At 63.9% G+C, this 22,054-nt stretch carries 16 protein-coding genes and 4 pseudogenes; 7 read left to right on the plus strand and 13 right to left on the minus strand.

Annotated features, from left to right (window positions below; all coding sequences use genetic code 11):
* Positions 1-441: 441 nt before the first annotated feature.
* Positions 442-1,486, plus strand: a pseudogene (locus tag IVB12_RS11495) (IS3 family transposase); the annotation flags it as partial.
* A gap of 17 nt (positions 1,487-1,503) precedes the next feature.
* On the opposite strand, the pseudogene IVB12_RS11500 reads toward IVB12_RS11495, so the two are convergent.
* The 6 genes and pseudogenes from IVB12_RS11500 to IVB12_RS11525 form a co-directional block, all read right to left on the minus strand.
* Positions 1,504-2,412: pseudogene (locus tag IVB12_RS11500) on the minus strand (IS481 family transposase); the annotation flags it as partial.
* A gap of 170 nt (positions 2,413-2,582) precedes the next feature.
* Positions 2,583-3,434: an ABC transporter permease gene (locus tag IVB12_RS11505; protein WP_247298932.1), complete on the minus strand. Its 852-nt coding sequence runs from the start codon at positions 3,432-3,434 to the stop codon at positions 2,583-2,585.
* A gap of 2 nt (positions 3,435-3,436) precedes the next feature.
* Entirely contained in the window at positions 3,437-4,285 is an 849-nt protein-coding gene (locus tag IVB12_RS11510; RefSeq protein WP_247298934.1) for an ABC transporter ATP-binding protein, read from the minus strand.
* Positions 4,282-5,328 carry an ABC transporter substrate-binding protein gene (locus tag IVB12_RS11515; protein WP_247298936.1) on the minus strand — a complete coding sequence of 349 codons (1,047 nt, stop codon included), beginning with the start codon at positions 5,326-5,328 and terminating at the stop codon, positions 4,282-4,284. The genes IVB12_RS11510 and IVB12_RS11515 overlap by 4 nt, the downstream gene beginning before the upstream one ends.
* A gap of 32 nt (positions 5,329-5,360) precedes the next feature.
* A complete protein-coding gene (locus IVB12_RS11520) occupies positions 5,361-6,575 on the minus strand; it encodes a CaiB/BaiF CoA-transferase family protein (protein ID WP_247298937.1) in 1,215 nt (404 codons plus the stop codon).
* Positions 6,572-7,507 (minus strand): hydroxymethylglutaryl-CoA lyase, encoded by a 936-nt coding sequence (locus IVB12_RS11525; protein ID WP_247298938.1) that lies wholly within the window; start codon positions 7,505-7,507, stop codon positions 6,572-6,574. Before IVB12_RS11525 ends, IVB12_RS11520 begins: the two co-directional genes overlap by 4 nt.
* 89 nt (positions 7,508-7,596) lie before the next feature.
* On the opposite strand from IVB12_RS11525, the gene IVB12_RS11530 reads away from it, so the two are divergent.
* Entirely contained in the window at positions 7,597-8,502 is a 906-nt protein-coding gene (locus IVB12_RS11530; protein WP_247298939.1) for a GntR family transcriptional regulator, read from the plus strand.
* A gap of 102 nt (positions 8,503-8,604) precedes the next feature.
* On the opposite strand, the gene IVB12_RS11535 is transcribed toward IVB12_RS11530, so the two are convergent.
* Positions 8,605-8,964: a hypothetical protein gene (locus tag IVB12_RS11535; protein ID WP_247298940.1), complete on the minus strand. Its 360-nt coding sequence runs from the start codon at positions 8,962-8,964 to the stop codon at positions 8,605-8,607.
* Between IVB12_RS11535 and IVB12_RS11540 the strand changes: the two genes are divergently transcribed.
* Entirely contained in the window at positions 8,954-9,256 is a 303-nt protein-coding gene (locus IVB12_RS11540) for a hypothetical protein (RefSeq protein ID WP_247298941.1), read from the plus strand. The two genes, IVB12_RS11535 and IVB12_RS11540, sit on opposite strands and share 11 nt — an antisense overlap.
* Positions 9,257-9,928: 672 nt before the next feature.
* Here IVB12_RS11540 and IVB12_RS11545 read toward each other — a convergent pair.
* From IVB12_RS11545 to IVB12_RS11565, 5 genes and pseudogenes are all read right to left on the minus strand, one after another.
* Positions 9,929-10,216: an XRE family transcriptional regulator gene (locus IVB12_RS11545; protein ID WP_247298942.1), complete on the minus strand. Its 288-nt coding sequence runs from the start codon at positions 10,214-10,216 to the stop codon at positions 9,929-9,931.
* Positions 10,217-10,225: 9 nt separating this feature from the next.
* On the minus strand, positions 10,226-10,480 hold the full coding sequence (locus IVB12_RS11550; protein ID WP_346658496.1) for a type II toxin-antitoxin system RelE/ParE family toxin: 255 nt from the start codon (positions 10,478-10,480) through the stop codon (positions 10,226-10,228).
* Positions 10,457-11,891 (minus strand): annotated as a pseudogene (locus tag IVB12_RS11555) (DUF4118 domain-containing protein); the annotation flags it as partial. The pseudogene IVB12_RS11555 and the gene IVB12_RS11550, both read right to left, overlap by 24 nt.
* A gap of 383 nt (positions 11,892-12,274) precedes the next feature.
* Positions 12,275-13,918 carry a porin gene (locus IVB12_RS11560; protein ID WP_247298943.1) on the minus strand — a complete coding sequence of 548 codons (1,644 nt, stop codon included), beginning with the start codon at positions 13,916-13,918 and terminating at the stop codon, positions 12,275-12,277.
* A 223-nt stretch (positions 13,919-14,141) separates the two neighbouring features.
* Positions 14,142-14,609 carry a hypothetical protein gene (locus tag IVB12_RS11565; RefSeq protein WP_247298944.1) on the minus strand — a complete coding sequence of 156 codons (468 nt, stop codon included), beginning with the start codon at positions 14,607-14,609 and terminating at the stop codon, positions 14,142-14,144.
* A gap of 565 nt (positions 14,610-15,174) precedes the next feature.
* Here IVB12_RS11565 and IVB12_RS11570 point away from each other — a divergent pair.
* A complete protein-coding gene (locus IVB12_RS11570; protein ID WP_247298946.1) occupies positions 15,175-15,327 on the plus strand; it encodes a hypothetical protein in 153 nt (50 codons plus the stop codon).
* Between the two features lie 15 nt (positions 15,328-15,342).
* On the opposite strand, the gene IVB12_RS11575 is transcribed toward IVB12_RS11570, so the two are convergent.
* A complete protein-coding gene (locus IVB12_RS11575; protein WP_247298948.1) occupies positions 15,343-15,657 on the minus strand; it encodes a hypothetical protein in 315 nt (104 codons plus the stop codon).
* Between the two features lie 270 nt (positions 15,658-15,927).
* Here IVB12_RS11575 and IVB12_RS11580 point away from each other — a divergent pair, with 270 nt between their 5' ends.
* The 3 genes and pseudogenes from IVB12_RS11580 to IVB12_RS11590 all read left to right on the plus strand — a co-directional run.
* Entirely contained in the window at positions 15,928-17,130 is a 1,203-nt protein-coding gene (locus tag IVB12_RS11580) for an efflux RND transporter periplasmic adaptor subunit (RefSeq protein ID WP_247298949.1), read from the plus strand.
* Between the two features lie 46 nt (positions 17,131-17,176).
* Positions 17,177-20,428, plus strand: a complete 3,252-nt coding sequence (locus tag IVB12_RS11585) for an efflux RND transporter permease subunit (RefSeq protein ID WP_247298951.1) — start codon at positions 17,177-17,179, stop codon at positions 20,426-20,428.
* 13 nt (positions 20,429-20,441) lie between these two features.
* Positions 20,442-21,941, plus strand: a pseudogene (locus IVB12_RS11590) (efflux transporter outer membrane subunit); the annotation flags it as partial.
* Positions 21,942-22,054: the final 113 nt, after the last annotated feature.

Genomic DNA, 22,054 nt, shown 5'->3' on the forward strand with positions numbered 1-22,054 from the left:
AAGGTGTTCGGTGATTCGGGAATGTGCGGCTAGACACTCTGCTCAGGATCATCGGCCGTTTCCAGAATGCGCTTGAATCAGGGCGGCTGTACCTGCCGATAGCTGCACGAACGCTGCGGCTCGCTCTCACACCGTCCAAGCGTGGGTCCATCTCGCTCTTGAATTTAGCGGCCAAATGAGCCTCTCGGACAATGCTTGGAGTGCAGTCGCGCAACAGAAAACTCCCACTCACAGCCTGGTTGGCTTCCGCGCGCGCACAAAGATAAAAGCCGGGACGCGGCATAGCAGATCATATCCCTTCGGGTCTTCTACCCTCAATGCTTCAGAGGGCGTCGGCTCGCAAATTCGCTCGATGAGAAATCCGGCCGCAGTTAATGGCTCAGACAAGTCGCGGAGCGGCCGCCTGTAGTAGCGCATCATCTCGTCGAGCCAGCCCCACCTCTCTTTGTCTCCGAAGCCAAGCGGCTGAGGGCGCTGGAGGAAGAGAACGCGAAGCTGAAGAAGCTTTTGGCCGAGCAGATGCTCGATGCGGCTGCCCTTCGCGAGCTGCTTTCAAAAAAATGGTAGGGCCCGCCGCCAAGCGCGCTGCGGTCGCGCATCTGCAGGCCGTTATGAGCCTGTCGGAACGGCGGGCCTGCTCGATCGTCGGCGCGGATCGGAAGATGATCCGTTATCGCTCCAGCCATCCTCCGGACGCGGCTCTCCGGGGCCGGCTGCGTGAGCTCGCCAACGAGCGGCGACGCTTCGGCTACCGCCGCCTGTTCGTCCTGCTGCGCCGGGAGGGCGAGCCGTCGGGGATCAATCGGATCTACCGGCTCTATCGCGAGGAAGGGCTCACCGTCGCAAGCGGCGAGCTCGCCGCAAGGCCGTCGGAACCCGTGCCCCGATCCTGGTCGAGGCGAGGCCCAACGCGCGCTGGGCACTGGACTTCGTCCACGACCAGTTCGCCAATGGCCGGCGCTTCCGCATTCTCAACATCGTCGACGACGTCACCAAGGAATGCCTGGGCGCTGTTCCGGATACATCGATTTCGGGGCGGCGCGTGGCCCGCGAACTGACGGCAATCGTCGAGCGGCGTGGCAAGCCAGGAATGATCGTGTCCGACCATGGCACCGAGTTCACCTGCAACGCCATGCTCGCTTGGTGCAAGGACACCCTCATCGATTGGCACTTCATCGCACCGGGAAAGCCGATGCAGAACGGCTTCGTTGAAAGTTTCAACGGCCGGATGCGCGATGAGTTGCTCAACGAGACCCTGTTCTTCGATCTCGATGACGCCCGCGCCACGATCGCCAATTGGGTCGCCGACTACAATCTCCAGCGCCCACACTCGTCGCTGAAATACCTGACACCCGCGGCCTATGCCGCCTACCTCACCGCAACGGACGATCGGCTGCGCAACCCCGACCAGCTCCGCCGATCCTCCGTTGCTCCACCCGCGCCACTTGGCGTACAAAACCCCAAGACTCTAACTGCCGCTGGATGAAACTTCAGTGGCAGGTCAATCGGCGTCTTGGATTTTATCCCGCCGTGGGGTCGATGCCAATTGTATCGGTGCAGCCAGTGGGGAAGCTCCTCGGCGCGTCGATCTGAGGTGGGATAGGCTTGCGCATAGGCCCACTCCCTGAGCGCCGTCTGAATGAAGCGTTCGGCCTTGCCATTTGTCTTGGGAGTGTAGGGCTTGGTTCGCTTGTGCTTGAGGCCGAGCTCCTGGCATGCGTAACGGAAGTCGAAGGCTTTGTAGCAACTGCCGTTGTCGGTCATGACGCGGGTGACCGTGACGCCGAGGCCTTTGTAATAATCCACGGCCGCTTTGAGGGAGGCTACGGCGCTTTCGGCTTTTTCGTTCGGCAATATCTGGGAGAAGGCGACGCGGGAGTGATCGTCAATGCAGACGTGGACGAACTCCCAACCGACGCCCCGGTTGTTGCTCTGGCCGGTGCGATCGCCGGTGATGCGGTGGCCGATCTTATCGAAGCGGCCGAGCTTTTTGATGTCGATATGGATCATCTCGCCCGGCGTTTCGCGTTCATAGCGGCGCACCGGCTCGGCCGGCTCCAGGTCGCGGATCCGGTTCAATCCCAGGCGACACAGGATACGGCGCACAGTGGCCGGCGAGATATTGAGTTCGGCTGCGATGTGCTTGCCGGTGTGGCGCTGGCGCCGCAAAGCTTCAACGGCGGTGCACGTGGCAGGCGCTGTTTGGCTTGGCAATGAATGAGGTCGTGACGAGCGGTCGCGCAAGCCATCCACGCCTTCCGTGCGGAAGCGGCCGACCCATTTGGCGACCGTTTTCGGCGTTGTATTGAACTGTCTGGCTGCGGCCGCCTTAGACAGCCCGAAATCCACGACGGCACGAACCATCGCCTCTCGACCTTTCGGTGTCAGGGGAGCATTCTTGTGGGTGTCCATTCGGTTCTCCGCGAATCGCTGGTGTTTGGCGACTTCAGAGTTCCCGGTCAGGGCCGAATGGACAACCTCCTGAAAGACCACATCTAGTCAGTCCGAGGTGTTCGTGCAAATCTAGCCCACGCAGCTCATTGCATCGGTGCTTACTAGGCCGGTGAAGTTTCGAGTCAAGCTCATGTTGAGTGCTCAAATTGCGGCTGCCATCGCAACAGGTAGGATTGCAGCGAGCGCACTGCGATCGCCAGCAGGATGCCGACGAACATCATGACGAAGATGGCGACCATCATCTCGCTGGCATTTGCCCGTGCCTCGGCTTCGATGATGAGCTTGCCGAGGCCGCGCTCGGCGCCGATGAACTCGCCGACGATGACGCCGATCAGCGCAAAGGACACGGCCGGCAGCAGCGAAGCGAACACCCAGGCCAGCGCCGACGGAATCACCACCGTACGCAGCACGGTGAATTCGCTGGCGCCGAGCAGGCGTGCGGCGGCGATCTGGTCACGGTCGACCGCACGCGTACCCTCGAAGGTGTTGAAGAACACCACGAAGAACACGACGAGCCAGGCGGTTGCGATTTTGGAGAGATCACCGAGGCCGAAGATCAGGATCACGAGCGGCACCAGCGCGATGCGCGGGATCGAGTTGAGCGCCACGATGTAGGGTCCGAACACGCGGGCGAGGAAATCGGAGCGGCCGAGAATAAGTCCGGCGGCGATGCCGCTCGCCGAGCCGAACAGAAAGCCCCACCATGTGTTCTTCAGCGTGACGAGGGTCGCCAGCCACAGATTGTTGTCGCTGCCCGTGATGCAGGCGGTGAAGCCAGCCGTGTCAGCGAAGCAGCCGAGCCGCAGAAAACTCTGCCAGATCAGCGATGGCTTGGCGACGAAATAGGGATCGAGGATTTTCGGCACATAGGCCTTTGGCAGCAGTGCCCTGCTCCATTCAAAACCCCACTGCCAGACGACGAGAACGACTGCGAGAATGGCCAGTTGCCAGAACAGGATGATGGTACGGCTGTTGGACATGATCAGTCGGCCCTGGTGCGGCGGAATTCTTCGCCGAGCGAATGCCAAATGTGGGAATAGAGGCGGCCGAATTCGGCGGTCTCGCGCACGGCCACGGGGTCGCGCGGGCGCGGGATGGCGACGTCGAAATCTTCTTTGAGACGCCCGGGCCGTGCCGAGAGCAGGATGATGCGGCTGGCCAAGGTCAAGGCCTCGCCGAGATCGTGCGTCACGAATAGCACGGTCTGCCGCTCGCGTTCCCAGATCTCCAGCAGCGTCTTGTGCATTTCCAGCTTGGTGTGGGTGTCGAGCGCGCCGAATGGCTCGTCCATCAGCAGGATCTCGGGCTCGAGGATCAGCGTGCGCATCAAGGCGACGCGCTGGCGCATGCCGCCGGACAGCATACGCGGAAAGCTCTGCCCAAAGCCCGAGAGCCCGGCCTTATCGACGGCCGAAGCGACGCGCCCCGCGCGCTCGGACTTCGGCAATCCCGCGATCTCCAACCCATAGCCGATGTTCTGCTCCACCGTGCGCCAGGGAAATAGCGTATCGCGCTGGAAGACATAACCGACCCTGGGGTTGACCTTACCGGCCTCGACCGTGTCCTCGTCGACCAGGATGCGTCCGCCGGAGCGCGGCAACAGCCCCGCGACCATATTGAGAATGGTGCTCTTGCCGCAGCCGGATGGTCCAAGCAGTGCAACGAACTCGCCCTGCTTGACCTCGAAGGAGACGTCATCCACCGCCACGAACTCGTGGCCGGATGCGTTGAAGCGCTTGGCAAGACCCTGCACGGCAATGCGGATGCGCGCTGCCGGTGCGTGATCCTCGCCGCGCGCGAGCGCGAGGCCCTGGCCTGGCGCGGCGATCATTTGTATTTCGCCCTGGCCGCCTGGAGGAAGCTCATGTCGACGACATCCTCGTATCTGGTCTCGGGAATATCCGTGCCCTTGCGGTACCAGGGCTTGGCGCCGCGCTCGAACGCGGGCTTGTCGATGACACCGTCATAGGCCCAGGTCGACTTGTCGAAGCGGAGCTCGGCGCCGACCGCGTCGGGGTCGATCCCTGAGAAATATTTTGGTGTGACCAGCGCCTGCACCTCCGCGAGCGGCGTCGCCTTGACAAAGGCCATGGCGCGGTAGATCGCGTTGACATAAGCCTGCACCATGGCCTTGCTCTGCTCGACCGTTTCCCGGAGCGTGTAAATCACCAGCACCGGCAGCGTCCCGCCGAAATCCTTCTCGAACACGCCGGGCTTGGACGTGTCGTAGATCGTCCGGCCAAAGCCCTTCTTCTCGACCTCGACGATCCAGCTCGGCGGCGCCATGATGGCGTCGAACTGCTTGGTCTGGAGCGAGGGAAACATCGTATTGGGTCCACCTCCGGCAACCCAGTTCACCTTGCTGCCGAGCCCGCGTGCTTCGAACACATAGGTGCCGAACACCCAGGTGCCCGATCCGATCGCGGTCGCGGCGACGATCGGCTTGGCGCCATCGGGGCGCTTGTACTCCGCGAGCTTCTCGACCGAATTGATGCCGCTATCGTAGAGGTCCTGCCGGACCATGATGTTGGCATAGGAGCACACCATCTCGGTCGCGAGCAGGATCTTGCAGGGCTTGCCACGGGCACCGAGCTGCAGCGGATGGCTGGCATCACCATGCGCGAACAGCACCTGCCCCGCCGCCAATGTCTGCCGACCGAACGTGCCGGCATTGCCAGTAACGAGCTTGGAATCGAGCCCTTCGTCCTTGAAGTACCCCTTCAGCTCCGCGATCATGCCGATGGCGTAGACCGGCGACACCGGCCCGAACGCGAGCGAAACCTGCTTGGCCTCCGCACGCAATTGCCCCGGCAGCAGCGATGCGCCAGCCCATGCGGAGCCCGCGATCAGCGCCTGGCGCCTGGTCATGCTCATGGGCTCCTCCCCTGGTTCAATCGCGCGGTCGCTCAGGATGGCGCGATCTTGATCGTCCCAGCTTGTCGCAGGTGTTCGATCTCATTCGGCGACATGCCGATCTCGCTCAGGATCTCGCCGCTATGCTGACCGATCCCGGGAGGATCGTAGCGATTGGGCAGACGCATTCCGTCCATGGAGATCGGCAACAGCGGCGTCTTGGCCTCGCGACCATCGGGCAGCCGGATGTCGGTCAGGCCACCCGACCGGTTGAGATGCGGATCATCGAAGAGATCGCCGGGCTTGTTCACCGGCGCATAGGGCAGATCAAGCTGCTCGAGCCGCGCGGCGAGATCGGCTTTGTCCCACTGCTTGAATATCTCAGCGATTTGCGGGATCAGCCAGCTGCGATGATCGACCCGGTCGTTGCTGCTCGCAAAGCGGGGATCGGAGAGCCAGGCTTCGCGATCGAAGGCGCGGCAGAACGCCTCCCATTGTTCTTCGCCGACGATGGTGACGAACAGTTTTGAGCCGTCCCTGGTATCGAAGAGATCGTAAACCGGCCACGGACTGTCCTTGATCGAGTACGGGATCGAGGGCTGGCCGCTGACCACCTCACACATCATAGCCTGCGCCATCAGGAACACGTTGTTCTCATAGAGCGCGCTCTGGATGTAGCGGCCCCGGCCGGTGCGCTGCCGCTCGGCCAGTGCAGCCTGGATCGCGATCACGCCGAACATGCCGCCCATGACATCGTTGACCGAAGCGCCCGCGCGCATCGGCCGGTCGGGCAAACCGGTCATGTAGGCGAGGCCGCCCATCATCTGCACGACCTCGTCGAGTGCGAGGCGGTTCTCGTAAGGCCCAGGCAGATAGCCCTTGAGCGAGCAATAGATCAGGCGCGGTGCAAAGGCCGCCACGCTCTCGTAACCGAGGCCGATCCGCTTCAACAGGCCCGGCCGGAAGTTCTCGATCAAGACGTCGCTGCTGGCAATCAACCTTCGAGCCACGTCCTGGCCCTGTGCGCTCGACGTGTCCAGCGCGATGCTGCGCTTGTTGCGGCTGTAGGTCGCAAAGAAGCCGGCCGCAGGCCCCTTGAAGGTGCGGGTGCGATCGCCCTTGGGCGGTTCGACCTTGATCACGTCGGCTCCGAGATCGGCCAGGATCAGGCCGCAGCTCGGCCCCATCACCATCTGGCTGAATTCGACCACCCGGACGCCCGCCAGCGGACGCAGCTCGGATGCCGTCTCGCGCGCAGCCGTGGTCATGCGGCGCTCCGCAGGACTTTGGGAATCCCGGCCTCGTGCAGATGGCCGGTCAGATGGTTTGCCGGGATGTGGCGGGCGAGAATCTCGCGCGTCCGCATCAGGCGGTCGAGGTCGATGCCGGTGGAGAGCCCCATGCGCTCCAGCATGAACACCAGATCCTCGGTGACGATGTTGCCGCGCGCGCCGGGAGCGAACGGGCAGCCGCCGAGGCCGGACACTGCGGCATCGAAACGGCGGATGCCTGCCTCGAGGCCGGCGACGGCATTGGCGAGGCCCGCACCGAGTGTGTCGTGCAGATGCAGCCGCAGCGTCATTTGCGTTCCGACCTCACGCTGCACGGCGGCGACGATCTGCCGGATCGATTTGGGCGTCGCATAACCGACGGTGTCGGCAAGACCAATCTCGTCGGCCCGCGCTTCGGCAAAGGCGCGCGCGACCCGACATACCGCCGCCTCGCTCACCTCGCCTTCCAGCGAGCAGCCGAAGGAGGTGGAGATCGCACCCATCAATTGCGGCCGCTGCCCCACCGGCCGGGCGTCGATCGCGGCGCGGACCGCGCGAAACCCCTCAACCTGCTCGTCGACCGAGCGGCGCACGTTGGCGCGGTTGTGCGTCTCGCTGGCCGAGATGACGAAATAGACGGCGTCGACGCCGGCGCCGATGGCACGCTCGGCGCCCCTCGGGTTCGGCACCAGCGCGCCGATGGTCGCTGACTTGCGCGCGAGCGCATGCGCCATCACCGCATCGACGTCGGCGAATTGCGGCACGACCTTCGGCGGGACGAACGACCCGGCATCGATCTCGCAGACGCCCGCGGCCGCGATCGTGTCGATCAAGGCGCATTTGGCTTCGGTCGGAACGAAGATGTCCAAGTTCTGGAGACCATCGCGGGGCGCGACCTCGCAAATGTGGACATCGGGCTCGCGCGCCATGTGTGTCTCCCTGAGTAGATTGTATATTGTTGCATAAAAGAACAATCCATGGGACAGTCTGTCAAGCCCGAAAACTTGCGTGCACTGCAATGAGCGCCAGCGACAGTTCCCGACAGCGCAGCGACAAGAACGGTTCTGACCGCGCCGAGCACCTCGCCGGCCTGATCATGGCGCTCGCCCGCCGCGAAGGCATGAAGGCCGGAGACCGCCTGGTCGAGCAAAGGCTTGCGGATGCGCTGGACCTTTCACGCGCGCCGATTCGGCTCGGCCTGAGGGCCCTGGAAGCGGCGGGGCTGGCGCGCGGCGAGCCGCATCGCGGCTTCGTGCTGGCAAAGAATCCCACCAGCGGCGCCGCCCAGCCGGCGCTCGCGGCCGTCAGGCGCAGCGAGCAAGTTTACACGACCATCGCAGGCGACGTGCTGGCGAGCCGGCTGCCGCCCGACGTCACGGAGGCGGAGCTCTTGCGCCGCTATGATCTGAGCCGCGCGGAATTGCAGCGGCTCTTGGACCGGATCGCCGCCGAGGGCTGGATCGCGCGCCTGCCCGGCTATGGCTGGCGCTTCGCGGAGACGGTCTCGAGCCCCGAAGCGCAAGTGCAAGCCAAGGCGTTTCGCGCGGTGATTGAGCCTGCGGCGATCGCGCAGCCCGGCTTTGCGTTGTCCCAGGAGGTGATCACACGCCTGCGCGATCGCCAACAGCGCATCTTCAACGGCGAGCTCGAGAAGATGACGATCGGCGAGATCTTTCACTCCGGCTGCGAATTCCATGAAGAGATCATCCGCGGCGCCGGCAATCCGTTCTTTCTCGAAGCGCTCAAGCGGGTGAACTCGATCAGGCGCCTGTTCGCCTATCGCAGCTTCGCCGATCGTGACGGCATGCGACGGCATGTGCGCGAGCATCTGCGCCTGCTCGATGTCCTGGAAGCCCAACGATACGCCGAGGCGGCGGAACTTATGGTGCAGCACTTGCGGCGCCCCCTAGTGGCGGATCTGTAACTGCTGAGGCGCCGTCCGGCCAACGTTCGCGACGGTTGGAGTCTTCGAGCGGGGGTTAATTTCCCAGAAGCCCCACTCGGCCCATTGATTGACCGCGTGCATTCAGCGCTCACGCTCACGCATTCTCGGGCGTTCACCAGTCTGAGCTATTCGGATCTCCTTATCTCCTTCCGATGGATGACGATCTCGAACCGGTAACATGACTTTTGCCCGCAGAAACGAATGCCCGTTCTCCAGATGTTGGGCGATGCGCTCTTTGGCGAAAGCCATAACGTTCTGGCGAGCATTCTCATCCTTCGGCAGAGCGTCGCGTTCGACAAGCTTGTTGATGACGACTGGGATTGGGCCGCGCTCGGAATCATGCGCGGCCGGCGCTCGGTCTGTTGAGAGCCCCAGCTTTTCCGTCACGGCGATCTGTTGCTGGAGCATTGGCACCATCATATCCAATTCGGTGATTTCCATCTGCGACCTATTCTCGACCGGAGCCTTCACGACAAGATCAGGACGGCCAAGGCTTTCAATTCCGTTCCAAACAGCGCCAGCGGCACTGCGCGATAAGGACGCCGAGCGGCATCCGCTCGAGGTCCAGGCCGGCGGTGCTGATGTTCTCGCCGAGGTCGCCGGCGCCGACCTCGAAGCCGGCTTCAGCGAGCGTTGCGAAGAGTTCGGCTACCGCCCATCAACCCTGAGCGGCCTGGCGCGCTTCTACGAAGGCCTTTCCAGACGACGAGATCGCGCTGCTGAGTCTCAATAGAGGCGGCAGACGGCTGCCGCTTCGCCTCGGCGAGCAGCGCATCGACCTCGACAGTTTCGACGACCTCGGACGCCCCTACCCGGCAGGCGCAACGAGCGCCGACCTCTTCTTCCTACATCTGGCGCTCGTCACCGACGATCCAGCCGCGGTGTGGGCACGCGCCGCGGCTCTGGGAGGTGTGCCGATCTCGACCGACGGCCCGGTAACGCTTCCCGCTAACCGCCGGCGGCGTCACCGCGCTCAAGTTTCGCGACACTGAGGGCCATCCGCTCGAATTGCTGCAATTCCCGTCCGAAAGCGACGGCCGCTGGCGCGGGACTGGGCTCCTTGGTATCGATCACTTCGCGATCGGTGTGTCGGACGCCGACGCCAGTTCACCGTGGTGAAGGTTCCTCCACCAAGATCGGCAATCTAGCGTTCACCCGACGCGTGCGCCTCCGCCATGGAGCCGCGCCGCGACATCGCTGCGCACGCAAAACTTAAGGACTCCTATTGCGATGCCGGAAGACATTCTTTCACCAGGCCGAAGCTTTCGTCGCCCCAAGCAGGCAGCCTCACAAAGTGACGTACTTCACGCTTCGTTTCCAGATCGCCTTCAGGCGCGAATAAGTTCTGGCTTCCTGCGCTTGATGGTCTTCTTCGGCGCGGAGGAAACGTCTTCCATGGATTTGATTACAACGGGGCCCGTTTTGGAAAGCGGGCGACCAATTCTAGCGAGCCGCCCATCGCCTCAACGTAACTTCGCATGGTGGACAGCATCATATCGCTTCGCTTTTCAAGGCGTGAGATGCTGTCCTGCCCGATTTTGAGCGATCGAGCCATTTGCTGCTGTGTAAGCTTCTGAGCTTTACGGATATCCTGTAACGTCAGTTCTTCGGCAATCAACTCCTGCGCCCTGGCCTCAACCTTCTGCCGACGAGCAGGGGGAAGCTTGCCGATCACCTCATCGAGTTTGCGCATATTGATCTCCTATCTCTTCTTCAACACAGGCCGCAGCTTTCGCAAGTGCGCGCTGAAACGAGCGTCGGCTACCTTGATCAAGTTCTTGTAGAACTTCGACTGGTTCTCGCCCTCTTTGTCGCCACCAACAAGGACGATAGCCTGCTGTCGACTATCGAAGGCGAAAGCGAATCGCCAAAGACCATCCTTCCGAAATCGAAGCTCCTTCATACTTGGGAAGGATGAGCCTTCAAGCGTATCGCTCTCCAGCTCGTCGGGTGGAATGCCGCTCCCCTCATCGGCGACCTCGAGCACCACCTGGTGGTTTTCGCGCCGGCGCCGGACCGAGATCGCGGTCTCAAGCGGCGAGTATTTGGCGGCGTTGTCGAGCAGGTTGAAGAGCACCTGCTCGAACAGCACGGCATCGAGCTGGAGCATCGGCAGATCGGCCGCCAGCACCAGCTCGACCTTGTGAGCAGCGAGGATCTTGGCCGCTCGCCGCAGCGCGCTACCGACGATCTCGCTGAGGTCGTGCAGCGCCGTGTTGGGCACGATGGCGCCGGATTCGAGCTTGGTCATGTCGAGCAGATTGGCGATGAAGCGATTGAGCCGCTCGGGCTCGTCGATCACGGTCGCGAGCAGGTCGCGCTTCTCGGTGTCGGAGAGCGCGCCGGCGAGGTCGCGCATGGTCGAGGCTGCCCCCAGCACCGAAGCCAGCGGCGTCTTCAGATCGTGGGAGATCGAGGTCAGCAGCGCCGCGCGCAACCGCTCGGATTCGACGGTACGCTTGACGCGATCCATGTCCTCGACCAGCAGCACGCGTTCGATCGCGAGCGCGCCCTGGTCGACCAGCGCGTCCAGCAGCCGGCGCTGGTCCGGCGTCAGCAGGGGGCCGGCGCGGTCATTGTCGATCCCGATGACCCCGATCGGCCCACGCCCGGTGCGCATCGGCAGGAACAGCCGCTTTGCGCCCGGCAGCGTGTCCGAGCCGCGGCCGGCCGAACGGTCATTGCTCCAGGCCCGGTTGGCGGCGGCAAGATCAGCCTGGTCGAGCTGATCCTCGGGCGGATAGCCCGACTTCACCGTCAGCGGCCCATCCTCCGGCAGCAGCAGCACTACGCGGACCTTCAGCATCAGCGCGATCTGATAGGCCGAGGCCCACAGCACGTCATCGAGCGTGGCCGTGGCGGCGAGCTTGCGGCTGAAGGCATAGAGCTGCTCGGTAGTCCTGATGCGGCCGATCGCGGTGTCGGCCTGCGTGCGCACGCGCGCGGCGACATTGGAGACGATCATCGCCACCACCATGAACAGGACGAAGGCGGCGACATTGGTCGGATCGGTGATCGTGAATGTGTAGATCGGCGGCAGAAAGAAGAAGTTGTAGGACAGCGAGGCCGCGACGGTCGCAAGCAGCGACGGCCACAGGCCATAGCGGACAGCCACCGCCACCACGGCCGTCAGCAGCACGAGGTCGACGTTCTCGATGCCGAAGCGCGGCTCCAGCAGCTCCGCGGCCAACCAGCACGACACCAAGCGATTTCAGATAGGGCAGCGGATTGAAAGGCTCGGACCGCGCCGCGGTCTGCACCGCCGACTTCGGTGCCGCCTCGTCCGGCAGCTCGTCACCGGGAATGACGTGAACGCTGATATTGCCGGCGCGCCGCACCAGGTCATGCACGACCGAGCCGCGCGTCATCGCGCGTTGAATTCGGCAAACGGCTGCCTTGCCCGATCTTGAGCACGATCATCAACTGCCTGCCCGGCTGCGTCGTTCGGCCCGATAGGGATCGGCCGATCTGGGCTCCGAAGCCGCTGCCGGTAAGCACACTGGATAGCATGTCAATCGCCGACCGCGAGCGAATGAAAGCACGCTACCTAGCTGAGAAGTCGGTGTGCTCAATTGCGCTCGGGCTGCCCGGTACTGACCTATTCCGATGCGCTCCTGCGCGAGCAGTTTGTCAAAACCGGCACGCATCTTATTACCGCAGAGCGGCGTGCCTTGACGTCGCTCTGACTCCGATGGTGACCCCGGTCGCGGGAGGAGCTGTCCAAATTGCCTTCTCCAAGGGGATTGGCGACTTAGAAGTCGAACGTCATGCCGGTGGTGACGGCTTCGGCCTTGTTGCCGGCAACGACGTTGTTGTTGGCATCGCGCCCGCAGACACCGTAGCCATGTCCGCTGACACCCAGGCAGTAATGCGCGCCGGGGCCGTTGCGCAGATAGCTGCCCACCATGTACCAGCTCACGAACGGGCTGAAGTGATACTTCACGCCAAGCGCGTACTGGTCGGCACTGGAATCGACGGTGTTGAGCGCGAAGTCCGCGGCACCGGCCGGAGCCGAAACCGCGACCCCGGGGGTGGGATAGGCATTGATGACGCCGGTGCCGGGCGAGCCCGGCGAGGCGTTGGCGTGAGCCCAGGATGCGCTGACATCCCATTTGTCGACGGTCTGGGTCGCACTCAGGAAGTAGCCGTCGCGTGATCGCTCGTTGAAGGCGGCGACTGTATTCTCGCGGCGCATGATCTCGTAGATGCCGTAGAGCTGGAGGTTGCCGATCATGTCGTTGAACCTGTAGCCGGCGCCGACCTTGGCGGCCCATTCGTTGGCGATGCCGACCGCGCCGGGCGGCACGACCAGCACACCGCCATTGCTCAGCGGCGTCACGGCCTCGTCGCCGGTCCGGTTGGTGCCCTCATGCAGCTCGTAAGCGGCAACGCCGGTGAAACCGCCCTGATTGTAGGTCAGCGATGCGCTGTAGAGATTGCCGTACGAGCCGTCGGTGCAGCCTTCCGGCGCCGATGTGAGCGGGAAGCCCGAGCCGCTGCCGCGCGCCGAGGTGGCAGGGCAGTTGAAATCGCCGAGCGCATAGTCGCTGTTGTCCTTCGCCGTGTTCTGTCCCGGCGAGATCATGAGTGTGGCCTGGAAGCCGTTCCAGATTGGCGATTCATACCAGATCGCATGCGCGGCGCGCCAATCGAACTCGGCGCGGAGATCGCCGCCGGTATTGCCCATGATCGAATTGTAGTCGCCGAGCGTTGCCGAGAACGGATCGAACTTTGCCGTGGCCCGCTTGTAGGGTGTGTCGGCCTTGCCGGCCTTGATGGTGCCCCACGGGGTTTCCATGCCGAGGAAGCTGTCGCGGGTGCCGAACGCGGCGCGTTCGGTCGGAACGGCTGCGACCTCGACGAGGGATTCGAATTGCGCGATGGCCGCCCAGCCGGAATAGCCATAGGGATCGAGATCGTGCCGCGCGCGAACGCCGAAATAGGTAAGGTTGCTGGAGACGCCGAACTTCGTGCCCTGATCGTAGACGCCGGGGTTGAAGATGTCGCCGGAGAGATCGACGTGGCCGTAGAGCGTCACCGTGGTGTTGTCGATGAACGGATTGCCTCCAGGCGCCTTGCTGTAGAGCGGAGCGCCGCCGATGCTGACGACGGTGTGCTCGGGCGCAGGTGCGGGCGATGGTGCCACCGCCGCATGCAGAACCGGATTGCCCTTCGGCGAAGCCGGGGCGACGGCCGTCGCCGCGGCCCTGGGCGTGCCCATGTGATTGACGCGTTCGCGGAGCTGCGCGTTCTCTTTCGCGAGCTTGGCGTTGCTGCGCTCGAGCGCATCGAGGCGGGCAACAACATCGTCGATGGTTGCAGCTCGCAAGGGATGACTCATTGTGGTTGCACAAAGGGCCGCAAAGCCCGTGCCGAGCAGAAAGGCCTTCCTCATCTGGTTTCCCCTTATCGCCGCGAGCTCTCCAACGGGCCCGGGATAAGGCGGAAGCTAATGTATGCCAGATGCCATATACAATCGGATTGGTGCGATGCTACTCACTTTCCGGCGGCCTGTGTCTTGTCTGCAACTATTCCTGACAAAGCGTGTCGCGCGGCGATCTGTCGCATTGCGATGGGCCAGGCCGGTTCCGCCTCGCAAATGGGTTCAGTGAGTTGCTTCAATCGCCCCACAGCGTTTCGCCGCGCGCAAGACGGTGGGCGATGTCAGTCTGGAAAGCCGGCGGCCCGAATGCGAACCACTCATCGCGGATCTGGTAGACGAGAAGTCGTCTGTTCTCGGCGCAAAATCGCGTCATCCAGTCCAGCGCCTTCTTCTTTGCCTGCTCGCCGACCGGCACCGCGACGTCGACCGGCAGGCCGCGCCAGAGGAAATTGGCGGCGAGCATGATCATGCTGGCTTGGTCCGGTCGCATCCAATCCGGCAGCGGGCTCGATGCAACCAGCCAGCCGCAGACGAATTCGCGGCAAGGATGCTGTGGACGTTCGGGATAGATCGAGCATTGATGCGCCACGCTGAACGGGCACGGCTGCCCTTTGCCGACCTTGTGGCCGCGCACCTCGATCTGCAGCCAGCCATCGCAGCAGGCGGTGCAGGGGCCGCAGAATCTCTTGGGGGGTCGATGCAAGGCGCGACGGCTCTCATGGTGGCAGACAACGGTAGCTAGGCTCAATACTGGCGTCGAGCCCCCCGCATCCTGCTTCGGCTCATTCTGAAGCGGCGCAAATGCCTCCCGGCGCGCTGCGGGAGAATTGCTCTATCGGCTGACATGGAATCAAGCAATGTGGGTGATCTTCCATTCGCCCTCGTTGCCGCTCGAAAGGCCTAGCGAGAAGATTTCGAGCGTAGGGACGCCCAGCCAGGCGCCTCGTGCGCCTGCCCGCGCGCAGGTTCACAAGTGGAGCCGGCCGAACCGATAATGGTCTGCTTATTCGGCGCGATGCCGAAGTTCGGCGTCGAACGCAAGTGCATCCAGAGCACGATAGATCGACACTTCCCGACGCATCTCGATCTGCGGCGACCAAGGCCGGTTTCGACGTCGCGCGTTTGAGGCCTGTGCGCTGGTCCCTCAGCGCGCCGGACATCATCGTTCGATCTTGAGCTGCCGGACCTTCAGGCGCTCGACCGAATCCGCGCCGGGGTCGGACGCCCCGATCATCATTTTCTCCGTCGCGGCAGGCGCAGACGGCAAGATGCGACAGATCCAGGCCGGCGCCGACGACTATATTGTCAAGCGCTTCGGCATGGCCGAGCTGCTGGCTCGTGAAGCCGCGCCGCGGCGCTGCTTCAAATCGGCGACCAAAAATCCGGTCGTCGTCGCCGGCCCGCTCTTGTCGAACTCTTAACGCGCACGGCCGTCGCTAACCAGAGCCTGGTGACACGAAAGGTATCGGCTGCTGCATGTGCTCGCGATGCGTGTCGGCCTCGTCGTCACGCACGACCAGCTGCTCAAGAAGCTCTAAAGCGGCGATCAGCGCGACAACATCCAGTGCCGGGGCATTCTCGTGCGCAAGCTGCGCCAGAAGGTCGAGAGCGACCTCATTCAGAAATTCAGCGCTTTCTGTTTCGGTGGTTCGTCTGGCGGAAACGCGATCGAGAGTTGACCATTGCCGCGTACAGGAACGCCCATCGCCGGCGATATCAACGTGATGTGATCCGCTTCGGATCAACTCCATCAAATGATGGCGACGGACCACGGCGCTGTTAATCGGCTACCGCAGCGCATTTGACCAAATTTATATCCCTCGTTCCTTCTATCGAACCGCAGATCAGCGGACCGCTACCACTGACGCGCGGCAAGCGCTGTAACATCGCACTGTAAGGTGCTCGTCAGTTGCACCTGCTAACAAGGTTCCGTCCGCCGCGCTCGCTTCACGCCGCGCGCATTGCGCATTCCTGCCGATCGAGAGCACGGACATCCGAAGTGGATCAAACGGGGCTCTGTGATGGCATTTCGCATCAAACATGCGGGCATGACGGCGAGCATTGCGGCCATGGCCGCCATTGCAGGCGGTGCCTGGTTTCTGACGCGTACCGGCGAACTGCGCTCCGCCAAGGCGGAGCAGCCGGCAGCCGCTAGCGACGTCGATATCGCGCAGCAGACCATCACCATGACCGACAAGCAGGCCGATGCGTTCAAGGTGCTCGCCGCCGAGCCGCGCGCCTTCCGCGTCGTCAAGCAGGCCGTCGGCTCGATCGACTTCAACCAGAACATGCTGGTGCAGGTGTTCACGCCAAATCCCGGCAAGATCGTCGACACCTTCTTCAACGTCGGGGACACCGTCGCCAAGGGCGCGACGCTGTTCACCATCGACAGCCCCGATTTGCTGCAGGCTGAATCCACGCTGCTGGCCGCGGCCGGCGTGCTGGAGCTGCAGGGCCGCACGCTGACACGCGTGAGACAGCTCTTGAAGACCGGCGGCGGCGCGCAGAAGGACGTCGACCAAGCGATCTCCGACCAACAGACGGCTGAGGGCAATTACAAGGCCGCGCGCGACGCCGTGCGCATCTTCGGCAAGACCGACGAGGAGATCGATCGCATCGTCGCCGATCGCAAGGTCGATTCCATCCTGATCGTGCCGAGCCCGATCGCCGGCCAGATCGTGACGCGCAACGCCGCCCCCGGTCTCTACGTCCAGCCCGGCAACGCGCCGGCGCCCTACTCGCTCGCCGATCTCTCGACGATGTGGATGGTCGCAAACGTCATCGAGACCGACGCGCCGTCCTACCGCATCGGCCAGTCCGTCGCCGTCAGTGTCCCCGCTTATCCCGGCGAGGTGTTTCGGGGCCACGTGACGACGCTCGGGCTGAACATCGATCCCACCACGCACCGCCAATTGGTCCGCTCCGTGATCGACGATCCCGCGCACAAGCTGCGCGCCGGCATGTTGGCCGGCTTCTCGATCGAGACCGAGGGACCGAAGCAATCCGTCGCCGTGCCTGCGGACGCCGTGGTGCGCGAGGGCGACGGCACCATGACGGTGTGGGTGACGCCCGACCGCCACCGCTTCGAACGGCGCAGCATCATGGTCGGCATCGCGCAGGACGGCTGGTACCAGATCCTCGACGGGCTGAAGCCCGGCGAGCTGGTGGCTTCGAGCGGCGCGATCTTCCTCTCGAACAAGTTCGCCACCGCGGTCACGGGCTGATCGAGGCGTCGATCGCCCCAGCGCGCCGGCCCTGAGTCAAGAGATCGTGGTCAAAAGCATCCTCACCTTCGGCCTGCCCCGCAGCGCGATCATCGTGCTCGGCCTCGTCGTGTTCTGCGCGGCGGGACTGGCCGCCTTCAGCAAGCTGAACATCGAGGCCTATCCCAATCCGGCGCCGGTCATCCTGGAGATCACGGCCCAGGCGCCGGGGCTCTCGGCCGAGGAGATGGAGAAGTACTACACCATCCCGATGGAGGTCGGGCTCTACCCGACGCCGGGCGTGGTTAACATCCGCTCGACCTCGTTCTACGGCCTCTCCTTTGTCCGCGTCACCTTCCGCTACGGCGTCGACTATTATTTCGCGCTGACCCAGGCCGCCAACAGCATCCAGCAGAACATCCAGCTGCCGGGCAACCTGGTGCCGACCATCCAGCAGTCGAGCCTGGTCGGCGAGATCTACCGCTACCAGCTGGTCGGCCCGCCGAATTTCGGCCTCACCAACCTCCGCACCCTCCAGGATTATGTGGTCACCCGCCGCCTGATGACGCTGCCTGGCGTGGTCCAGATCAATGCCTGGGGCGGCACCACCAAGCAGTTCAACGTCGATGCCGACCTGCAAAAGCTCGAGGTCTACAACATCACCGTGCCGCAGCTCGTCACCGCGCTGGGCAACGCCAATGTCAATGTCGGCGGCCGCGAGATCGCGATCGGCGAGCAATCGGTCAACATCCGCGGCATCGGCCTGATCGATTCCGGCGGCGCCGACGACGTCACCAAAGGCTACAAGGTCACCGACATCGAGAACATCGTGCTGACCCAGTCGAACGGGTTGCCGATCCAGATCAAGGATGTCGCAAAGGTCTCGGTCGGCTTCGTGCCGCGTCTCGGCATCGCCGGCAAGGACAAGCAGGACGACATCGCCGCCGCCATCGTCGTCATGGGCCGGACCCAGCACACCAACGAGATCATCCCGAAGGTCGAGGAAGAGGTCGCCAAGATCAATAGCGACGGCACCCTGCCCCCGGGCGTCAAGGTCGTGCCCTATTACGACCGCTCCTCGCTGGTCGGCGTCACCACCCATACGGTGCTGCACAATCTCGCGTTCGGGTGCCTGCTGGTGTTCGTGATCCAGTGGATGTTTCTGGGCGACCTGCGCTGCGCGTTGATCGTCTCCGCCAACATCCCTTTCGCACTGTTCTTTGCCATCATCATCCTGGTGCTGCAGGGCGAGGATGCCAATCTGCTGTCGCTCGGCGCGGTCGATTTCGGCATCATCGTCGATTCCGCCGTCATCATGATGGAGAACATCTTTCGCAATTTCCAATCGAGCCCCGACAGCCGCGCGCGTGTCCTGCAAAATCTCGCCGAAGGCTATTGGGGCGCCGATCCTACCGCCCCGACCCACGGCCAGCCGGCCGCCGCGCGCTGGACCGAACGGCTCCGGATGATCTTCGTCAGCGGGCTCCAGGTCGACAAGGCCGTGTTCTTCACCGCCGCGATCACGGTGACCGCCTTCGTTCCGCTGTTCACGATGGAGGGCGTCGAGGGCCAGATTTTCGGGCCGATGGCCCGCACCTATGGCTATGCGCTCGCCGGCGCTCTGCTCGCGACCTTCACCGTGACGCCGGTGCTCGCCTCGCTGCTGCTGCCTGATCATATCGAGGAGACCGAGACGGCGATTGTCCGCGCGCTTCGCCGCGCCTACACGCCGGTGCTGCGCTGGGCGCTCGGCCACGTGAAGCTTGCATTCGTTGCGGGCGCCATCTTCCTCGCCATCTCGACGCTGGCCGCAAGCCGGCTCGGCAGCGAGTTCCTGCCGGCGCTGGAGGAAGGCAATTTCTGGATCCGCGCGTCGATGCCGCCGACCATCTCGCTCGACGCCGGCACCGAGGCGACGCGCAAGATGCGCGACATCCTGCTCCGCCATCCTGAGATCATCACGGTGGTCTCTCAGCACGGCCGCCCCGACAATGGCAGCGACGCCTCGCCCTTCTCCAATGTCGAGCTGTTCGCCCCGATCAAGCCGTTCGACGAGTGGCCCAAGGGTCTTACCAAGGAAAAGCTCACCGAGGAATTACAGCAGGAGTTCGACGAGGAGCTGCCCGGCGTCACCTTCAACTTCTCGCAATACATCCAGGACAACATCGAGGAAGCGCTGTCAGGCGTGAAGGGCGCCAACTCAGTCAAAGTGGTCGGCCCCAACCTCGACGTGCTGGAGCAGACCGCGACCAAAATCATGGACGTGATGCGCGACGTGCACGGCGTCGCCGATCTCGGCGTGTTCCATCTGGTCGGCCAGCCCAACCTCGACATTAAAATCAACCGCGAGAAGGCCGCCCGCTACGGCCTTAACACCGGCGACATCACCGCGGTGGTGCAGGCAGCGCTCGGGGGCACCGTCGCGACCAACGTACTGGAGGGCGACCGCTCCTTTGCGGTCGCGGTCCGGCTCGATCCAAAGTTCCGCCAGAGCATCGACGCGGTGCGCGATCTCAAGATCGCCTATTCGACGCCGTCAGGCACCAACGCCTACATTCCCCTCAGCGAGCTTGCCGACATCACGCTCGACACCGGTGCGCTGTTCATCTACCGCGAGCGCAGCCAGCGCTACATCCCGATCAAGTTCAGCGTACGCGGCCGCGATCTCGGCGGCACCGTGGCAGAGGCACAGGCCCGCGTCGCGGACAAGGTTCAGCTTCCGCCGGGCTACCGCATCGTCTGGTCCGGCGAGTTCGACAATCTGGAGGCCGCGAAGGCACGCCTGATGGTCGTGGTGCCTGTGACGCTGCTCCTGATCTTCGTGCTGCTCTACAGCCTGTTCAATTCGGTGCGCGACAGTCTGCTGGCACTCGCCGGCATCCCTTTCGCGGTCGGCGGCGGGCTGATCGCCCTCTATCTCGCCGGGCTCGATTTCAGCATCTCGGCGGCGATCGGCTTCATCTCGCTGTTCGGCGTCGCGGTAATGGACGGCATCCTCAACATCACCTATTTCCGCGAGCTGCGCGCCTCCGGCATGAGCATCGCGGAAGCCGTCTTCCACGGCGCCGAGCAACGTATGCGGCCGATGCTGATGACCGCGCTCTCCGCCGGCGTCGGCCTGTTCCCGGCGGCGCTGTCCCACGGCATCGGCAGCCAGGTGCAAAGGCCGCTGGCAACAGTTGTCGTCGGCGGCATGTTCATCGGCCCGTTGCTGCTGCTCGTGGTCGCTCCGGCGTTGCGCAAGGTCTTTCTGTCGCGCGAGACAACGCCGACACACGAGGACAGCGCGGCCGCCTCGCCGCCGGAAGTGGCCCATTAGGATGCGTTGCGTGATGATCAGCCGAGCGGCTCGCAAATCACTTCTCGCCAGCGCCGCGAGCGTCCTGCTTGCAAGCTGCGCGATGGGCCCGAACTTCGAGACGCCGCCGGCGCCCGCCGTGTCCCGCTACACGCCGGAGCCGCTCGCCTCGCCCCGGGTCGATGCCGACGGCCCGCGCGTGCCGCGGCAGCAATTCGTCAACGGAGCCGACATTCCGCCGCGCTGGTGGGCGGCGTTCCGCTCGCAGCCGCTGAACGAGCTGATCCGCCTGTCGGTCGAGCACAATCCGTCGCTGCAATCGGCGGAGGCCGCGATCCGGGTCGCCAATTTCAATGCGCTGGCGCAGCGCGGCCTGTTCTTTCCGCAAATTGGCGTGAACTACACGCCGTCCGATCAGCAAATCTCCAACATGGCGACCTCCAACCCAGTGGACTCGCCACAGTCGCGCTACGCCCTGCACACCGCGCAGCTCAACATCAGCTTCGTGCCCGATATCTGGGGCCAGAATATCCGCGCCGTCGAAAGCCTCGACGCGCAGACCGAGCAGGCGCAATACCAGCTAGAGGCCGCTTACGTCACCCTCACTGCTAACGTCGTCACCGCCGCCATTCAAGAGGCATCGCTCCGGGCCCAGATCGCCGCGACCGAGCGCATCGTCAAGATCGAACGCGACATCCTCGGCATTCTCAGGACCCAGGTAGAGGCAGGCCAGGCCCCGCGGGTCGACGTGCTGACGCAGGAAACGGCGCTGGCGCAGGCCGAGCAGACCTTGCCGCCGCTGGAGAAGCAGCTCGCCGTGCAGCGCGACCTCCTCACCGCGCTCGCGGGGCAGTTTTCCGCCGACGAGGTGTTGCAGAAATTCGATCTTCACCACCTCACCTTGCCTGCCAATCTGCCGGTGAGCCTGCCGAGCACGCTGGTCGCGCAACGGCCGGACGTGCGTGCGGCAGAAGCCAATCTGCATTCGGCGAGCGCGCAGGTCGGCGTTGCCATCGCGGCGCGGCTGCCCAATCTCACATTGACAGGCAATCCCGGCACCAGCGCCTTCACGGCGTCGCAGATGTTCACGCAGGGCACGCTGTTCTACACGATGGCCGCGAGCGTGACGCAGCCGCTGTTCGACGGGCTCACGCTCTATCACAAGCAGAAGGCCGCCGAGGCCGCGCTCAACGAGGCCGAGGCGCAATATCGCCAGGCGGTGATCACAGCGCTCCAGAACGTCGCCGACGCGCTGCGCTCCCTGCAGGCCGACGCCCGCGCCGTGCAGGCGGCGATCAAGGCCGAGACCGCGGCAAAAGCGAGCCTCGACATCGTCCAAAAGCAGCTCGTGCTGGGCCAGATCACCCAAGTCACGGTGCTGAACGCGCAGCAGGCCTATTTCAGCGCCGCTATCACCCGCGTCCAGGCGGAAGCCAGCCGCCTCTCCGACACCGCCGCTTTGTTCATGGCGCTCGGCGGCAGCTGGCCGGCCCTATGCACGACATCGGTGTGGCGGGATTGCGTCCGGACGGACCCTCCCACCGGTACGCAGGGCTATCGCATATGGCGAAGCATACTGAGGAGGAAGGCATCATCCCAGCCCGCGCGCTTGATTTTGCGTCGAATCGAGGCGGTGTCGGGATGAGA

Source organism: Bradyrhizobium sp. 179 (assembly GCF_023073535.1).
GTDB lineage: Bacteria > Pseudomonadota > Alphaproteobacteria > Rhizobiales > Xanthobacteraceae > Bradyrhizobium.

Coding starts and splice junctions, on each gene's coding strand:
- IVB12_RS11505 (WP_247298932.1), bottom strand. CDS start 3,434: ATGTCCAACAGCCGTACCATCATCCTGTTCTGGCAACTGGCCATTCTC.
- IVB12_RS11510 (WP_247298934.1), bottom strand. CDS start 4,285: ATGATCGCCGCGCCAGGCCAGGGCCTCGCGCTCGCGCGCGGCGAGGAT.
- IVB12_RS11515 (WP_247298936.1), bottom strand. CDS start 5,328: ATGAGCATGACCAGGCGCCAGGCGCTGATCGCGGGCTCCGCATGGGCT.
- IVB12_RS11520 (WP_247298937.1), bottom strand. CDS start 6,575: ATGACCACGGCTGCGCGCGAGACGGCATCCGAGCTGCGTCCGCTGGCG.
- IVB12_RS11525 (WP_247298938.1), bottom strand. CDS start 7,507: ATGGCGCGCGAGCCCGATGTCCACATTTGCGAGGTCGCGCCCCGCGAT.
- IVB12_RS11530 (WP_247298939.1), top strand. CDS start 7,597: ATGAGCGCCAGCGACAGTTCCCGACAGCGCAGCGACAAGAACGGTTCT.
- IVB12_RS11535 (WP_247298940.1), bottom strand. CDS start 8,964: ATGGAAATCACCGAATTGGATATGATGGTGCCAATGCTCCAGCAACAG.
- IVB12_RS11545 (WP_247298942.1), bottom strand. CDS start 10,216: ATGCGCAAACTCGATGAGGTGATCGGCAAGCTTCCCCCTGCTCGTCGG.
- IVB12_RS11560 (WP_247298943.1), bottom strand. CDS start 13,918: ATGAGGAAGGCCTTTCTGCTCGGCACGGGCTTTGCGGCCCTTTGTGCA.
- IVB12_RS11570 (WP_247298946.1), top strand. CDS start 15,175: ATGCGACAGATCCAGGCCGGCGCCGACGACTATATTGTCAAGCGCTTC.
- IVB12_RS11575 (WP_247298948.1), bottom strand. CDS start 15,657: ATGGAGTTGATCCGAAGCGGATCACATCACGTTGATATCGCCGGCGAT.
- IVB12_RS11580 (WP_247298949.1), top strand. CDS start 15,928: ATGGCATTTCGCATCAAACATGCGGGCATGACGGCGAGCATTGCGGCC.